This is a genomic window from Oryzobacter telluris, from assembly GCF_043099285.1.
Classification (GTDB): domain Bacteria; phylum Actinomycetota; class Actinomycetes; order Actinomycetales; family Dermatophilaceae; genus Oryzobacter; species Oryzobacter telluris.
Map to the genome: position 1 here is coordinate 617996 of NZ_CP170723.1, position 14225 is coordinate 632220.

The 14225-nt window shown below is 73.9% G+C and carries 19 protein-coding genes; 16 read left to right on the forward strand and 3 right to left on the reverse strand.

Going from position 1 to position 14225, the window contains the following annotated elements; genetic code table 11:
- The first annotated feature begins 15 nt into the window (after positions 1-15).
- Positions 16-288, forward strand: a complete 273-nt coding sequence (locus ACFLFB_RS02685; RefSeq protein ID WP_392544161.1) for a MoaD/ThiS family protein — start codon at positions 16-18, stop codon at positions 286-288.
- 16 nt (positions 289-304) lie between these two features.
- Positions 305-1336, forward strand: a complete 1032-nt coding sequence (locus tag ACFLFB_RS02690; protein WP_392544162.1) for a hypothetical protein — start codon at positions 305-307, stop codon at positions 1334-1336.
- A 16-nt stretch (positions 1337-1352) separates the two neighbouring features.
- Here ACFLFB_RS02690 and ACFLFB_RS02695 read toward each other — a convergent pair whose 3' ends face one another.
- The gene (locus ACFLFB_RS02695; RefSeq protein WP_392544163.1) at positions 1353-1724 is read right to left on the reverse strand and encodes a DsrE family protein; all 372 of its coding nucleotides are present in this window, start codon (positions 1722-1724) and stop codon (positions 1353-1355) included.
- Between the two features lie 12 nt (positions 1725-1736).
- On the opposite strand from ACFLFB_RS02695, the gene ACFLFB_RS02700 reads away from it, so the two are divergent.
- Complete coding sequence (locus tag ACFLFB_RS02700) at positions 1737-2246, forward strand: FABP family protein (RefSeq protein ID WP_392544164.1); 510 nt, start codon at positions 1737-1739, stop codon at positions 2244-2246.
- 4 nt (positions 2247-2250) lie between these two features.
- Here ACFLFB_RS02700 and ACFLFB_RS02705 read toward each other — a convergent pair whose 3' ends face one another.
- Complete coding sequence (locus ACFLFB_RS02705) at positions 2251-3309, reverse strand: LCP family protein (RefSeq protein WP_392544165.1); 1059 nt, start codon at positions 3307-3309, stop codon at positions 2251-2253.
- A 57-nt stretch (positions 3310-3366) separates the two neighbouring features.
- Here ACFLFB_RS02705 and ACFLFB_RS02710 point away from each other — a divergent pair, with 57 nt between their 5' ends.
- The 9 genes from ACFLFB_RS02710 to ACFLFB_RS02750 all read left to right on the forward strand — a co-directional run bounded on the left by ACFLFB_RS02710 (position 3367) and on the right by ACFLFB_RS02750 (position 9953).
- Positions 3367-3789 (forward strand): Fur family transcriptional regulator, encoded by a 423-nt coding sequence (locus ACFLFB_RS02710; RefSeq protein WP_392544166.1) that lies wholly within the window; start codon positions 3367-3369, stop codon positions 3787-3789.
- Complete coding sequence (locus ACFLFB_RS02715; protein WP_392544167.1) at positions 3786-4811, forward strand: YgfZ/GcvT domain-containing protein; 1026 nt, start codon at positions 3786-3788, stop codon at positions 4809-4811. Before ACFLFB_RS02710 ends, ACFLFB_RS02715 begins: the two co-directional genes overlap by 4 nt.
- A 123-nt stretch (positions 4812-4934) precedes the next feature.
- Complete coding sequence (locus ACFLFB_RS02720) at positions 4935-5801, forward strand: 3-keto-5-aminohexanoate cleavage protein (RefSeq protein WP_392544168.1); 867 nt, start codon at positions 4935-4937, stop codon at positions 5799-5801.
- Positions 5802-5997: 196 nt separating this feature from the next.
- Complete coding sequence (locus ACFLFB_RS02725; RefSeq protein WP_392544169.1) at positions 5998-6507, forward strand: DUF4395 domain-containing protein; 510 nt, start codon at positions 5998-6000, stop codon at positions 6505-6507.
- Positions 6508-6772: 265 nt separating this feature from the next.
- Positions 6773-7144 carry a helix-turn-helix domain-containing protein gene (locus tag ACFLFB_RS02730; RefSeq protein WP_392544170.1) on the forward strand — a complete coding sequence of 124 codons (372 nt, stop codon included), beginning with the start codon at positions 6773-6775 and terminating at the stop codon, positions 7142-7144.
- A gap of 87 nt (positions 7145-7231) precedes the next feature.
- The gene (locus tag ACFLFB_RS02735; RefSeq protein WP_392544171.1) at positions 7232-7981 is read left to right on the forward strand and encodes a hypothetical protein; all 750 of its coding nucleotides are present in this window, start codon (positions 7232-7234) and stop codon (positions 7979-7981) included.
- A 184-nt stretch (positions 7982-8165) separates the two neighbouring features.
- Positions 8166-9194, forward strand: a complete 1029-nt coding sequence (locus tag ACFLFB_RS02740; protein WP_392544172.1) for an asparaginase — start codon at positions 8166-8168, stop codon at positions 9192-9194.
- On the forward strand, positions 9191-9616 hold the full coding sequence (dtd, locus tag ACFLFB_RS02745; protein WP_392544173.1) for a D-aminoacyl-tRNA deacylase: 426 nt from the start codon (positions 9191-9193) through the stop codon (positions 9614-9616). Before ACFLFB_RS02740 ends, dtd begins: the two co-directional genes overlap by 4 nt.
- Before the next feature lie 16 nt (positions 9617-9632).
- The gene (locus tag ACFLFB_RS02750; RefSeq protein WP_392544174.1) at positions 9633-9953 is read left to right on the forward strand and encodes a DUF2516 family protein; all 321 of its coding nucleotides are present in this window, start codon (positions 9633-9635) and stop codon (positions 9951-9953) included.
- Here the strand turns inward: ACFLFB_RS02750 and ACFLFB_RS02755 are convergent.
- Entirely contained in the window at positions 9938-10744 is an 807-nt protein-coding gene (locus ACFLFB_RS02755; RefSeq protein WP_392544175.1) for a class I SAM-dependent methyltransferase, read from the reverse strand. The two genes, ACFLFB_RS02750 and ACFLFB_RS02755, sit on opposite strands and share 16 nt — an antisense overlap.
- A gap of 69 nt (positions 10745-10813) precedes the next feature.
- On the opposite strand from ACFLFB_RS02755, the gene ACFLFB_RS02760 reads away from it, so the two are divergent.
- From ACFLFB_RS02760 to ACFLFB_RS02775, 4 genes are read left to right on the forward strand one after another with little or no spacing between them, the layout of a single operon-like run.
- Complete coding sequence (locus tag ACFLFB_RS02760) at positions 10814-11608, forward strand: hypothetical protein (protein ID WP_392544176.1); 795 nt, start codon at positions 10814-10816, stop codon at positions 11606-11608.
- Positions 11605-12921, forward strand: a complete 1317-nt coding sequence (gene mshA / locus ACFLFB_RS02765; protein WP_392544177.1) for a D-inositol-3-phosphate glycosyltransferase — start codon at positions 11605-11607, stop codon at positions 12919-12921. The genes ACFLFB_RS02760 and mshA overlap by 4 nt, the downstream gene beginning before the upstream one ends.
- A complete protein-coding gene (locus ACFLFB_RS02770; protein WP_392544178.1) occupies positions 12918-13439 on the forward strand; it encodes a YbjN domain-containing protein in 522 nt (173 codons plus the stop codon). Before mshA ends, ACFLFB_RS02770 begins: the two co-directional genes overlap by 4 nt.
- 43 nt (positions 13440-13482) lie before the next feature.
- Complete coding sequence (locus tag ACFLFB_RS02775; RefSeq protein ID WP_392544179.1) at positions 13483-14220, forward strand: phosphoglyceromutase; 738 nt, start codon at positions 13483-13485, stop codon at positions 14218-14220.
- The last annotated feature ends 5 nt before the right edge of the window (positions 14221-14225 follow it).

The following is a 14225-nucleotide window of genomic DNA, read 5'->3' on the forward strand; positions in this document are numbered from 1 at the left end:
ACAGGATAGGCGGTCATGCACACCCAACGTCCGGATGTCGGCGCGAGTGAGACGGTGACCGTCCGGTACTGGGCGGGGGCCCGAGCGGCCGCCGGGGTCGACCAGGAGAGCGTCGACGGGGTCGCCACGGTGGGCGACCTCACCACGCGTCTCCTCGCCTCCCGTCCCGGCCTCGCCGCCGTCCTGCCCGTGTGCACGGTGCTCGTCGAGGGGCTGGCCAGCGGGCCGGAGGCCGTGCTCCCGGCCGGTGCCGTCGTCGAGGTCCTGCCGCCCTTCGCCGGTGGATGATGCGAGGATGCCGGGCGTGGACGACCGAGCGACCGAGGTGACCCCCGACGCCCAGCCGACCCCCGACGACGCCCACGGGGAGGGCCCTGCCGACCCCGCGGACGCCGCTGCCGACCGCCCCGTCCTGGACGGCGCGGACGCTGCTCGCGACACCGAGTCCGAGGCCCACCCGGACCTCCCCGCGGAGGCCGCCGACGAGGAGCCGCACGGTGAGGGCGATGGTCCCGCCGGCGAGACCCGGGCCCAGCGCCGCGCTCGCCGTGACTCCCTCCTCCACGAGCCGGTCCTCCCGGCCCTCGCCACCGTTCCGCGCCCCGTCTCCGTCGGCGCGACCGTCGTCCTCGCGGCGCTTCTCGGCCTGGCCGTCCTCGCCGACCCCGTCGTCCTCGCGGCGGGCCTCGCCTGGGCCGGGATCGTCCTCGCGTGGGGCTGGCCCACGCTGCACGGGTCGTCGAGCCGTTTCGGCTCCTCCCTCGCCATCGGCGTCACCGCGGTCCTCGCCCCGGCGGCGGCCGCGCTCGCTCCCGACGAGCCCTACCTGCGCTTCGTGCCGGTCACCGTCGTCATCGGGCTGGCCGTGATGTTCGTGCACCAGATGGTGCGGCGCGACGGGCGCCCGCGCCTCACCGACTCGATCGCCGTCACCTCCTTCGCCCTCGCGGCCGTGACCGTGGGCACCGCGTGGGTCCCGCTGACCCGCAGCGAGCGGGCCGCGGACCTCGCCGTGGTCGCCTTCGCGGCGATCGCGGCCTCGGCCCTCGCCGACCTCGTGGCCGGCCTGGACCGGGTCCGACCCTGGATGCTGCCCCTCGCGATGCTGCTCGGTGGCCTCGCGGGGCTCGGCGCGGCGGCCGCCCTCGGCGGTCCCGACACCGGTCCGGCCGCCCTCACCGGCTTCCTCGTGGCGGCGGTCGCGCACGCGATGCGCCGCACCCTCAGTGCCCTGCCGGCCGTCGGGTCGTTCCGGGCACAGCTGGCCGCGGCGGCCTCGAGCCTGCTCGTGCCGGGCGTCGTGGTCTACGTGCTCTCGCTCGCGCTCGTCGGCTGAGCGCGACCGTCCGCCGTCAGTAGACGAGGGCGCGCGCCCCGGGGGCCACGACCTCCTCGACGAACGCGGCCGCGCCGCGGATCGACGCCCCCGGCAGCAGGTCGTCCTCGGCGATGTCGCGCCGCGCCGCGCACTGTCCGCAGACGGTGACGCGGGCGCCCTCGAGGAGCGCGTCGCGCAGCCCGGCGAGCGGGGCGGCGTGGGGGAGGGTGACGTCCTCGGCGCGGCCCGGCACCGCCATCCACGTGGCGTCACCGGTGAGCCAGAGGCTGACGTCGAGCCCGGAGGCCAGGGCCGCGGCCGCGACGGTGAAACCCTGGTTCAGCCGCTCGAGCGCCTCGGTGCCGCACGTGACCTTGACGACGAGGGCGGTCGCGGGGGACTCCATAGACTGAACCCTATGGTCTTCACGCTCGACACCTCCCTCCACGAGGATCTCGCCCCCCTCGCGTGGCTCGTCGGCCGCTGGGCGGGCGCAGGCCTCGTGGGCTACCCGACGATCGAGTCCCGCCGCTTCGGGCAGGAGATCGTCTGCCGCCACGACGGACGCCCCTTCCTCGAGTGGCGCTCGCAGACGTGGCTCCTCGACGACGACGGCAACCAGGTGCGCCCGCTCGCCACCGAGGTCGGCTTCTGGCGCCCCGTGCCCGCCAGCGAGGACGGCACCAACGTCGAGCTCCTGCTGACCCACCCCACGGGCATCGTCGAGATGTACGCCGGGGTCGCCGAGCCGGCCAAGGTCGAGCTCAAGACCGACGGGGTGATGCGCAGCCCGTTCGCCAAGGAGTACACCGCCGCCCACCGGATGTACGGCTACGTCAACAGCGACCTGCTGTGGGTCATGGACATGGCGGCCGCGGGCCAGCCGATCCAGTCGCACGTCTCCGCGGAGCTCAAGCGCGTCGAGTGAGGCGTCAGGGGGTGACGAAGACGTCGCCGTAGTCGTCCATCGTGTCGGTGCGGATGGCCTCGCCGAGGTCGGCCATGCCCTTGGTGTCGACGATGTCGATCGACGCGCCCTGCGGTGAGGTGCCGAAGCCGGTGAACGGGGCGGTGGCGAAGACGATGTCGCCGGACCGGATGTGTCGCAGGTCGATGGCGGCGTCGCGCATCATCGACACGGTCAGCGTCTGGTCGAGCGTCAGGTTCTTCGTGGCCGCGTCGGTGAACCTGGCGATCTTCACCGGGTTGGTGATCGTCTCGGTGGACGTGGCCTTGAGGAAGAGGGCCTTGATGAAGGCCAGCTGGCGGCGGCCGCGCGAGATGTCGCCCTCGCTGAGGGTGTAGCGCTCGCGGACGAAGCCGAGGGCCTGCTCGCCGTTGAGGTTGTTCCAGCCCTTCTTGATGATGACCGGCCCGCCGTTGCCGCTGCCGTTGCTCGCCTCCTCGGCGTAGACACGGACCCCGCCGACGGCGTTGGTCATGTTCTCGAAGCCGTCGAAGTCGGTGCGCACGACGTGGTGGATGCGGACCTTGAGCAGCTGCTCCATCGTCTGCACCAGCAGGGGCTCGCGCCCGAACGCGTACGCCGCGTTGATCTTGTTCTTCCCGTGGCCGGGGATCGAGACGTACAGGTCGCGGGGGAAGTGGATCATCTGGATCGTCTTCGCGTCCTGCGGGACGTGGACCAGGACGATGACGTCGGAGCGGCCGGCATCACCGGGGCGGGTGTCGGCGCCGATGACGAGGTAGTTCGTCCCGGTGCCCGTCTCCTTGACGTCGGTGCCGTCGGGGGCCTTGATCGGGTCACGCGTGGCGGGAAGCAGGTCCTCCTGCTTGACGTTGTCGTTGACCGTGTAGCCGAGGTACCCCACGAACCCCGCGACGCTGCCGAACAGGAGGAGCGCGATGGCGCCGAGCACGATGAGGGCACGCTTGACACCGCGGCGGTCCTTGCGACGGTGCTGTTCCTCGCCCCCGTCACCACCACCGTCCATGCCCTCGGTGAGGGAGTCCAGGTCGTGCTGAGTCACCCGGTCAGTGTAGGTGGGGCGTCAGTGGCCCGCTTGAGCCCGGCCTACATTGGTGCTGTGAGTGATCTGGGAGCGCGGCTGCGGGCACAGGGCAAGCGCCTGACGTCCCAGCGCGAACGCGTCCTGGCCGCGGTGGGACGGCTCGGGCACGGGACGCCCGAGGAGATCGCCGACGCCGTGGCCGGTGACGGCGGGTCGGCGGTGCCGGCGTCCACGGTCTACCGCGCCCTCGATGCCCTCCAGGAGCTCGGCCTCGTCGGGCACACGCACGTGGACCACCGGGCTCCCAGCTACCACCTCGCCGACCACGCGACCCACCTCCACCTCGTCTGCCGCGGCTGCGGGTGGGTGGGCGAGGTCGACCTCGACGCCGCCGACGAGCTCGTCACCCGGGTCGACGAGCGACTCGGCTTCGCCGCCGACGTCTCGCACGCCGCCATCCACGGCCTGTGCCGTTCCTGCAGGGAGAAGTCCTCATGAGCACCTCCACGACCACCTCGCCCCTCCTCGCGCGCCACGGCGCGGTCGAGGCCGACGGTGTCGACGCCGGGGTGGCCGCGCACTACGGCGACCCGGCCCGCGAGCAGCGGCTGCTGGCCGAGGGGCTGGCGGCCGTCGACCTCTCGCACCGCGGGGTGGTCACGGTGTCGGGGCCGGACCGCCTGTCGTGGCTGCACTCGATGACGACCCAGCACCTCCTCGGTCTGGGGGCTCGGCAGTCGCGCGAGTCGCTGGTGCTCTCTCCCAAGGGGCACGTCGAGCACGCGCTGCACGTCGTCGACGACGGCTCCACGACGTGGATCACAGTGGAGCCGGGGACGGCTCCGGCGCTCCTCGCGTGGCTGGAGTCGATGCGCTTCATGCTGCGGGTCGAGGTCGCCGACGTGTCGGCGGAGTTCGCCGTGCTGGGTGAGCCGGTGGGGACGGAGTCGGCCGAGGGGGAGCCGCTGGCGTGGGTCGACCCGTGGCCTGCGCTGGTTGGGGACACGGTGGCGTACGGGCCGAGCGAGGGTCACCCGGCGGAGGGCCGGGCCTGGCGCGAGCTCATCGTGCCGCGGTCCGAGCTCGAGGCGGCGCTGGGCGACCGGCCGCTGGCGGGCACGTGGGCGCTCGAGGCCCTGCGGGTGGCCGCCTGGCGTCCGCGCCTGGGGTTCGAGACCGACCACCGCACCATCCCGCACGAGGTCGACTGGCTGCGCACGGCCGTGCACCTGCACAAGGGGTGCTACCGCGGGCAGGAGACGATCGCGCGGGTGCACAACCTCGGCCGGCCGCCGCGGCGCATCGTCTTCCTCCACCTCGACGGGTCCGGGCACGTGCTGCCCGACGCCGGGTCGCCGGTGGTGCTCGGGGAGCGCGAGGTCGGGCGGCTGACGTCGGTCGGGCGGCACCACGAGGACGGGCCGGTGGCGCTCGCCGTCATCAAGCGGACGGTCCCGGAGGACGCCGAGCTCCTCGTGGGACCGGTGTCGGCCGCGCAGACGGTCGTCGTCACGGGCTGACCCCGGTCCGGGCGGCGATCTTCCCGTCGGGCGGGGTCGGCACGGGCGAGGCGGCGCGTTTCTCGGGTCGTGGCCGGAGATCCTTGCGTGCGAGGGCTCGTCGGTCGCTGTCATGATGGGCCCATGAGCCCCACCGCGACGGCCACCGCCGGCACCCTCATCACGGTCGCGCCCACCGGCGCCGAGCACGCCAAGGCCGACCTGCCGCAGCTGCCGACGACCCTCGACGAGGTCGTCTCCACCGCCGTGCGGTGCCAGGCGGCCGGCGCCTCGCTCATCCACCTGCACATCCGCGACGACGCCCACGCCCCCACGCTCGACGGCGGGTACCTCAAGGCGGCCGTCGACGCGGTGCGCGAGGCGACCGACCTCGTGGTCCAGCTGTCGACCGGCGGGTCGGTGCACGACCCGCTCGAGGCGCGGCTCACCGTCCTCGACGCCGAGCCCGACTCGTGCTCCCTCACCTGCGGGACCACGAACTTCGGCGACGACGTCTTCCTCAACCCGTGGCCCTTCATCAGCGAGCTGTACGTGCAGGCCCGCGACCGCGAGGTGGTGCCGGAGTTCGAGCTGTTCGACCTCGGGCACGTCCACGCGCTGCGGCGGCTGCTCGACACGCACGGGCTGCCGTTCGGGGGGCGCGTGCACGTCGACTTCGTCACCGGGGTGCCGGGTGGGATGCCGGCGACGACGGCTGCGCTGATGGCCGGGGTGTCGATGCTGCCGGCCGAGGTGACGTCGTGGTCGGCCACCGGTATCGGGCGGGGGCACCTGCCGGTCATGGCGGCGGCCCTGTCGGCCGGGGGGCACCTGCGGGTCGGGATGGAGGACAACGTCGTGTTCCGGCGCGGGCACGTGGTCGAGCACAACGACGAGCTGGTGGCGCGGGCCGCCGAAATGGCGACGCTGATGCAGCGGCCGCCGCTGACGTGCGACGAGACGCGCGAGCTCCTCGCCATCAAGGACCGTCGCCGCCCGGCTGCGGCGTAGGCGCACCGTCCTCGACGGGTCGAGGTGACGTCCGACCACGTGGGGGTCGACGTTCACCTCGACCCAGGCTGGTGGGGCTGGGTCGAGGTGTTCCGGCGGTGCCGGATGCCGGTGGGACACCTCGAACGGGGTGCGGGTCGTCCGAGGTGTGGTCGGGGACTGGGCTTCGGCACGACAACACGCATAATCTGTGGTTATGGCATACCAGCGTCACGCTTTGGGGTTCCCCAAGATCGTCAACGAGAAGGCCGCCCGGGCGGTGGCCGGCATCGTGGCGCTCGTCGCCGTGCTCGCCCTGGCCACCGGATGGCTGTGGCTCACCGCGGTCCTGGCCGTCGGCTTCGCGCTGCGCGTGGCGAGCGGGCCCCGCCTCGACCCGTTCGGCCAGCTCGCGACGAAGGTCATCGCGCCGCGGCTCGGCGACCCCGTCCTCGTGGCGGGTGCGCCCAAGCGCTTCGCCCAGGCCGTCGGTCTGGCCTTCACCGCCGCGGGCACGATCGCCCTCGCCCTGGGGGCGCCGATCGTCACGGTGGGCCTGCTCTCGGTGCTCGTCGTCTTCGCGCTCCTCGAGAGCGTGGTCGGCTTCTGCGCCGGCTGCTGGGTCTTCGGCTTCCTGATGAAGTGGGGCCTGGTCCCCGAGGCGATCTGCGTCGAGTGCCAGGACATCTCCCTGCGCCAGCGACCCCGGCAGACCGCCACCGCCTGACCCTCCGGCCACCGTCCGGCCGCCCGAGAAGGGGTGCCGATCCAGCGCTACGGTTTGCGTCCGGGCGGGATGCACCCTCGTTTGCGTCGGGTGGGGACGCACACCGTCGTCGCCGGATGGGGTGTGTCCGGCGGGCGCTCTGGCCGCTTCCGCCCCGCCCTGCCCCGATCTCCGCGGGCTCGGAGCACCCTGGGATTCACCGTGTGAGCACCCTCACGCTTGCCACAGTTTGCATTTTGCTAACCAGAGCAAGCACAATGGACACATGAGCAAGAACCCGCTGAACGACCTGGGCAGCAGCCTCGGCGACTACCTGCGCGAGCAGCGTCAGTCGGCCAAGCTCTCCCTGCGTCAGCTGTCCGAGCTCGCCGGGGTGTCCAACCCCTACCTGTCCCAGATCGAGCGGGGCCTCAAGCGCCCCAGCGCGGAGATCCTCCAGCAGCTCGCCAAGGGCCTCGAGGTCTCCGCCGAGAGCCTCTACGTCAAGGCCGGGATCCTCGACGCCGAGGTCACCCACCACGACCCCACCACCGACGTGCGCCGCGCCATCGCCGCCGACACGCACCTCACCGCGCGCCAGAAGAAGACGCTCCTCGACATCTACGAGTCGTACGTCGAGGACGCCCCGCGGTCCTGAGGACCGCCCCGAGCCGCACCCCCGAGAACCCGCCGACAGCGCCGCCGGCACCAGACACCAGCACCACCCACGAGAAGGAGATCCACCATGTCCGTCCTCCAGGACCTGCGCAAGACCGTCGACCCCACCCCCCTGTACGCCGCCGTCGGCGCGACCGACCTCGTGGTCGAGCGCGTCCGTGAGGCCCGCGTCCGCGCCGAGGCCGCCCGCGTCCGCGCCGAGAAGGTCGCCGGCGACATCGACCCGACCAAGGTCGCCGACCAGGTCAAGGAGCTCCCCGCCCTCGCCCTGAACCAGACCCTCGTCCTCGGCGGCAAGGTCGCCGAGTCCTACGAGGGCCTCGCGACCCGCGGCAAGGGCCTCGTGACCCGCCTGCGCACCCAGCAGTCCACCAAGGACCTCGTCGCCCAGGCCGAGACCACCGTCGCCCAGGCCAAGGGTGCGGTCACCACCGCCCGCAAGGCCGCCGCCGACATCGAGCGCTCCGCCAAGGCCACCGTCACCACCGGTCGCCACGAGGCCGCCCGCGTCGCCTCCATCGTCGCCGGCACCGTCGTCGAGAGCACCGAGGCCGCGGCCGCCGAGGTCGAGACCTCGGTGAAGAACACCCGCACCGCCGCCAAGCGCACCACCACCACGGCGAAGAAGGCCACCAAGAAGACCACCACGTCGGCCAAGGCCGCCACGACGAGCGCCCGCAAGACCGCGGCCGCCGCCGAGAAGGCCACCGAGAAGGCTGCGGACAAGGTCGGCGACAAGCCCGCCACCGCGACCACCACGGTCCGCACCACCAAGAAGGCCGGCCCGGTCAAGGTCACCGCGACCACCAAGGCCTGACCACCGCACCCGGTCGGGCCCGCCCGACCGTCCCGGCACCGGATCCCCCTTTCCCGGTGACCACCCCGACGACCGGGGCCGCGCACCAGCGGCCCCGGTCGTCCGCGTCCGGGCCCACCCGGAACGCCACGCACCGGCCGGACCCGATGATGACGCGCCGCCCCGCGCGCGTAGGGTCGCCTCCGTGCCCGAGAAGCCCACAGACGTCCCCTCGGAGCAGGCCCTGCGCGGCCTCCCGACCCCGCCGGCCCTGGCCGACGCCCCCGTCCTGGCCCAGGTGGTCCGCGGCGGGTTCGTCGAGTCCTCGCACCGCGCCAGCGTGGTCGTGACCGGCCCAGACGGCGCGGTCCTGCACGCCTGGGGCTCGGTGACCGACCCCGTCTTCCCCCGCTCGTCGAACAAGCCCCTCCAGGGCGTGGCGATGCTGCGGGCCGGCCTCGCCCTCCCGCCGCACCAGCTCGCCCTGGCCTGCGCCAGCCACTCGGCCGAGCCGTTCCACCTCGACGCCGTGCGCGACATCCTCACCGACGCCGGCCTCACCGAGGCCGACCTGCAGAACACCCCCGACCTGCCCTACGACGCCGACGAGCGCGACATCTGGATCGCCGCCGGGCACGTCGCCCGCGCCCTGTCGCAGAACTGCTCCGGCAAGCACGCCGCGATGCTCGCCACCTGCCGCCTCAACGGCTGGGACCTCACCACGTACCGCGAGCTCGACCACCCGCTCCAGCAGGCGATGGCCGCCACCATCGAGGACCTCGCCGGCGAGCCGGTCGCGGCCACGGCCGTCGACGGCTGCGGCGCCCCGGTCATGGCCATCTCCCTCGCCGGACTGGCCCGGGCCTTCGGCCGGATCGCCTCCGCCGCCCCCGACACCCCGGAGGGCGAGGTCGCGGACGCCATCCGCGCGCACCCCGAGTACCTCGGCGGCACCCGACGCGACGTCACCGCCCTCATCCGCGGCACGCAGGGCGCCATCGCCAAGGACGGCGCCGAGGCCGTCTACGCCGTCGGGCTCGCCGACGGCCGGGGCATCGCCCTGAAGATCGCCGACGGCGCCCAGCGCGCCCGACCCGTCGTCCTCGCCGCGGTCCTGCGGCGCCTCGGCGTCGAGTCCACCGCGTACGACCGGCTCGAGGAGGCCCCCGTCCTCGGCCACGGTGCCCCGGTGGGCGCCCTCGTCGCCGTCGGCCTCGACGGACCGGGCGCGTGAGGGCCGTCCTCCAGCGGGTCAGCCGCGCGAGCGTCACCGTCGACGGCGACGTGGTCGGGGAGATCACCCGCCCCGGGCTGCTCGCCCTCGTCGGCGTCACCCACGACGACGGCCCCGAGCAGGTGGCGACGATGGCCCGCAAGATCGCCGAGCTGCGCATCCTCGCCGACGAGCGCTCGGTGGCCGACGAGGGTGCCCCCGTCCTCGTCGTCAGCCAGTTCACCCTCTACGCCGACACCCGCAAGGGCCGCCGGCCGTCGTGGAACGCCGCCGCTCCCGGACCCGTGGCCGAGCCGGTGGTCGGCCAGGTCGTCGAGGCCCTGCGGGCGCGGGGGATCGAGGTCGCCACGGGTCGGTTCGGGGCCCACATGGACGTCGCGCTGGTCAACGACGGCCCCGTGACCATCGTCCTCGACGTCTGACGCCTAGGCTTCCCCCATGCAGCTGCTCTTCGACCTCCAGAACTGGATCGTCTACGGGCTCTCCCTCGTGGCGCTCGGCGTCGAGGCGTGGGCGGTCATCGACTGCGTCCGCCGCCCCACCGACGCCTTCACCGCCGCCGGGAAGCGCACCAAGGGCTTCTGGCTCGCGGTCACCGTCGTCGCCGCGCTGCTGGGCGTCGTCTCGCTCGGTGCGATCCCCGGTCTGCTCGGCATCATCGGGGTCATCGCGGCCGGCGTGTACCTCGCCGACGTGCGCCCCGCCCTCGACCAGGTCACCGGCCGGGGCCGCGCCGACGGGCCCTACGGCCCGTGGTGAGGCGCGACGGCCTCCCACGCCACGGTCAGCTCACCGAGCCGCCAGCGTGACGGGCCGTCGAGCAGCGGCCACCCCGCGTCGCGCAGCGCCGTCGCCGTGCCGATGAAGCGCTGCCGCACCCCGTAGGACGCCTGCGGGGCCGAGCGGGCCCACGCCGCGTCGAGGTCGGTGAGCAGCGCGTGGATGCGCTCGCCCGGCACGTTGCGGTGGATCAGGGCCTTGGGCAGCCGCTCGGCCACGACCCCGGGACGCTCGAGCCCGCGCAGCCGCCAGCTCAGCGACAGGCTGACCGGGCCGTCCGACGTCACGGCCACCCACGTCGAGAGCCGGCCGAGCTCGTCGCACGTGCCGTCGACGAGCAACCCGCCGGGGGCGAGCCGGGCCACCGTCGTCGCCCACGCGGCCGCCACGTCACCCTCGTCGTACTGGCGCAGGACGTTGAACGCACGCACGACCACCGGCCGGGCGCCCCCGTCCAGCGGCACCTCGAAGCCGCCGACCCGGAAGGACAGCCCCGGGCGCTCGAGCGGCCGGGCCGCGGCCACCCGCGCCGGGTCGATCTCGACCCCCACGACCTCGACGTCGGGACGCACCCGCCGCAGCCGGTCGTGGAGCTCGACCGCCGTCACCGGCGACGCCCCGTACCCGAGGTCGACGACCACGGGCGCCCCACCCCGATGACGCCGCAGCCGCCACCCCTGCGGGCCCGCGAGCCAGCGGTCGCAGCGGCGCAGCCGGTTGGGGTTGGTCGTGCCCCGGGTGATGACCCCCACGGGCCGCTGCTGCGCCACCGCCCCAGCCTAGGTGCGCGGCGTCATCGCGATGCGGTTCCTCCGGGTCGCGCGCCTTACCCTGACGGAGTGGTCGACTGGATCCGCAGCCGGGCGCGCGACGGCGAGGTGAGCCTCTCCATGGTCGCGCTCGTCCTGTCGTGCGTGGCGGCCCTCGGCCTCGGCCTCACCTCGTGGGTCCCCAAGGCGCTCAACCGCGACTCCGGGATCGCCGACGTCGAGCCCGGCCTGCTCGAGGTCGCCCAGGGTGCGCGCGGCGTGCAGTCGCTCGGTGCCGGGCTGTCGGTCACCCTGTACGACTCCGGGTTCCGGCTCTCGCGCGACAGCGTCGTCCTCGCCGACACGGTGACCCGCGGCGCGCCCGTGACCGCCGTGATGGGCACCGTCACCGAGGTCGACGGGCGCAACCGCGAGAAGGTCACCTCCGAGCTGCCGTTCGTCCGCATCGACGCCGTCCGCCGCATCAAGGACACCGTGCTCTACAGCGGCGTGGTCCACGACGACGTCCACAGCCTGCCGCTGCGGATCGAGTTCCAGCCCACCGACGGGCGCATCCGGATGGATGCCGCGGTGCCGGGCGCCGACATGGTCGCCATCCACCTCGACTGGCGTCCCGCGACCACCGGCATCGCCCCCGCCCTGCCCGAGCGCAACCTCAAGGAGCGGGCCTACTGGGTCGACCCCACGGTCGTCGAGCAGCCCGCGTTCACCTGGGTCCTCGGCACCGACGTCTCGATCGGCCCGGTGCGGGTCGCGCGCGCGGTGGACCTGCGCCAGGACGGCCGCATCGCCGTCCACGTGTGGGCGCCGCGCGGCGTGGTCACCGTCACCGACACGCCCCGACCGCCCGAGGAGGAGTCATGACCGCAGCCGAGGGCGCCCCCGCCCTGCACCGCGTCGCCATGGTCACGGTCCACACCTCGCCCCTGGCCCAGCCGGGTTCGGGCGACGCCGGGGGGATGAACGTCTACGTCCTCGAGGTCGCCCGGCAGCTGGCGCGGCGCGGCATCGGCGTCGACCTGTTCACCCGCACGACGAGCGCCACCCAGCCGGCCGTCGTCGAGGTCGAGCCCGGGGTGGTCGTGCGGCACGTGGCCGCCGGGCCGTACGAGGGCCTGTCGAAGGAGGACCTTCCCGGCCAGCTGTGCGCCTTCGCCGCCGGGATGATGCGCGTCGCCGCGCACGCCCCGCCCGGGTACTACGACCTCGTCCACTCGCACTACTGGCTCTCGGGCCAGGTCGGCTGGCTCGCCGCCGACCGTTGGGGCGTGCCGCTCGTCCACACGATGCACACGATGGCCCGGGTCAAGAACCTCCACCTCGCCGACGGCGACGTCCCCGAGCCGCTCGGCCGCGAGATCGGGGAGGCGCAGGTCGTCGAGGCCGCCGACCGCCTCGTCGCCAACACCGACCGGGAGGCCGCCGAGCTCGTCGAGCTGTACGGCGCCGACCCGGACCGCGTCGCCGTGGCCGAGCCCGGGGTCGACCTCACCCTGTTCACGCCGGGGTCCGTGGCGCAGGCGCGGGCGTCGATCGGGGTGCCCGTCGACGCCGTCCTGCTCGGGTTCGTCGGGCGCATCCAGCCGCTCAAGGCGCCGGACGTCCTGCTGAAGGCGGCCGCCGAGCTGGTCCGCCGCGACCCCGCCCTGCGCTCGCGGCTCGTCGTCGCCGTCCTCGGCGGGGCGAGCGGCGCCGGGGCGCGCAACCCGATGGGATTGCCCGAGCTCGCCCGCTCCCTCGGCATCGAGGACCTCGTGCGCTTGGTCCCGCCGGTGGACCGCCCCACGCTCGTGCAGTGGTACCGGGCCGCCGACGTCATCGCCGTGCCGTCGCACAACGAGTCGTTCGGGCTCGTGGCGGTGGAGGCGCAGGCCTGCGGCACCCCGGTGGTCGCGACGAACACCGGTGGGCTGCCCACCGCCGTCGGCCCCGGCGGCCTCCTCGTCGACGGTCACGACACCGCGTCGTGGGCCACCGCGCTGGCCGCGGTGGCGCTGCATCCCGAGCGTCGGGCCGGGCTGTCGCGAGCCGCCGCCGAGCACGCCTCCGGCTTCGGCTGGGCGCGCACCGCCGACCGCCTCGCCGAGGTCTACGTCGACGCCATGGCCCGCCCGCGGGAGGCGTCGATCAACGACGCCGAGCTGCTCACCGGCATCCCCACGGCGGTCATCCCGTGACCGACGTCCGGGCGCAGGTGGCCGCCACCGTGGAGGCCTTCCTCGTCGAGTCGGGGCTGGAGTGGGAGGGCGGCGCGCGCAGCGACGAGTACGTGGTGTCGTTGCCCGGCGAGAAGAAGCTGAAGACCGTGGTCTCGCTCGTCGTGTCCGACACCGGCCTGTCGGCGACGGCCTTCGTCATGCGCAACCCCGACGAGAACCACGTCGGGGTGTACCGGTTCCTCCTGCGCCGCAACCTGCGGCTGCCGGGGCTGGCCTACGCCGTCGACGGCTCGGGGGACGTCTACGTCGCCGGGCGCCTGCCCGCCGCGGGGGTCGACGCCACGCAGATCGACCAGCTGCTCGGCGTCGTCCTCACCGCGGCCGACGAGCCGTTCAACGAGCTGCTCGTCATGGGCTTCCTCACCTCGATGCGCAAGGAGTGGGAGTGGCGGGTGTCGCGGGGCGAGAGCCTGCGCAACCTCGAGGCCTTCCGCCACCTCCTCGAGCGGCCCGGCGACCCCCCGCCCACGGACTGACGGGCCCCGGCCGACCCCGGTCGCCGGTGGCTAGGCTGGCCGCATGACGGCACACACGCTCATCCTGCTGCGCCACGGCGAGTCCGACTGGAACCAGAAGAACCTGTTCACCGGCTGGGTCGACGTCGACCTCACCGACAAGGGTCGCGACGAGGCCGTCCGCGGTGGCCGCCTGATGAAGGACGCGGGTCTCCTGCCCGACGTCGTCCACACCTCCGTGCTGCGCCGCGCCATCACCACGGCCAACCTCGCGCTCGACGCCGCCGACCGCCACTGGATCCCGGTGCGCCGCAGCTGGCGGCTCAACGAGCGGCACTACGGCGCCCTCCAGGGTCTCGACAAGGCCGCGACGCGCGAGAGGTACGGCGACGAGCAGTTCATGCTCTGGCGCCGCAGCTTCGACACCCCGCCGCCGCCCATCGACCCGGGCACCGAGTTCGACCAGACCGGCGACCCGCGCTACGCCGGTGTCGACGTGCCGCTCACCGAGTGCCTCAAGGACGTCATCCCGCGGATGATGCCGTACTGGGAGAACGAGATCCAGGCCGACCTCAGTGCCGGCCACACGGTGCTCGTCACCGCCCACGGCAACTCGCTGCGCGCCCTCGTCAAGCACCTCGACGGCATCAGCGACGACGACATCGCCGGGCTGAACATCCCCACCGGCATGCCGCTCGTCTACCGTCTCGACGAGTCCTTCGCGCCCACCGGTCCCGGGGAGTACCTCGACCCCGAGGCGGCTGCCGCGGCGGCCGACGCCGTCGCGAACCAGGGGCGCTGACCTTC

What these genes read in the sequence shown, in the direction of transcription:
- ACFLFB_RS02700 (WP_392544164.1), top strand. Translation starts at nt 1,737, where the DNA reads ATGGTCTTCACGCTCGACACCTCCCTCCACGAGGATCTCGCCCCCCTC.
- mshA (WP_392544177.1), top strand. Translation starts at nt 11,605, where the DNA reads ATGACCGCAGCCGAGGGCGCCCCCGCCCTGCACCGCGTCGCCATGGTC.
- ACFLFB_RS02715 (WP_392544167.1), top strand. Translation starts at nt 3,786, where the DNA reads ATGAGCACCTCCACGACCACCTCGCCCCTCCTCGCGCGCCACGGCGCG.
- ACFLFB_RS02720 (WP_392544168.1), top strand. Translation starts at nt 4,935, where the DNA reads ATGAGCCCCACCGCGACGGCCACCGCCGGCACCCTCATCACGGTCGCG.
- ACFLFB_RS02725 (WP_392544169.1), top strand. Translation starts at nt 5,998, where the DNA reads ATGGCATACCAGCGTCACGCTTTGGGGTTCCCCAAGATCGTCAACGAG.
- ACFLFB_RS02685 (WP_392544161.1), top strand. Translation starts at nt 16, where the DNA reads ATGCACACCCAACGTCCGGATGTCGGCGCGAGTGAGACGGTGACCGTC.
- ACFLFB_RS02735 (WP_392544171.1), top strand. Translation starts at nt 7,232, where the DNA reads ATGTCCGTCCTCCAGGACCTGCGCAAGACCGTCGACCCCACCCCCCTG.
- ACFLFB_RS02775 (WP_392544179.1), top strand. Translation starts at nt 13,483, where the DNA reads ATGACGGCACACACGCTCATCCTGCTGCGCCACGGCGAGTCCGACTGG.
- ACFLFB_RS02695 (WP_392544163.1), bottom strand. Translation starts at nt 1,724, where the DNA reads ATGGAGTCCCCCGCGACCGCCCTCGTCGTCAAGGTCACGTGCGGCACC.
- ACFLFB_RS02750 (WP_392544174.1), top strand. Translation starts at nt 9,633, where the DNA reads ATGCAGCTGCTCTTCGACCTCCAGAACTGGATCGTCTACGGGCTCTCC.
- ACFLFB_RS02730 (WP_392544170.1), top strand. Translation starts at nt 6,773, where the DNA reads ATGAGCAAGAACCCGCTGAACGACCTGGGCAGCAGCCTCGGCGACTAC.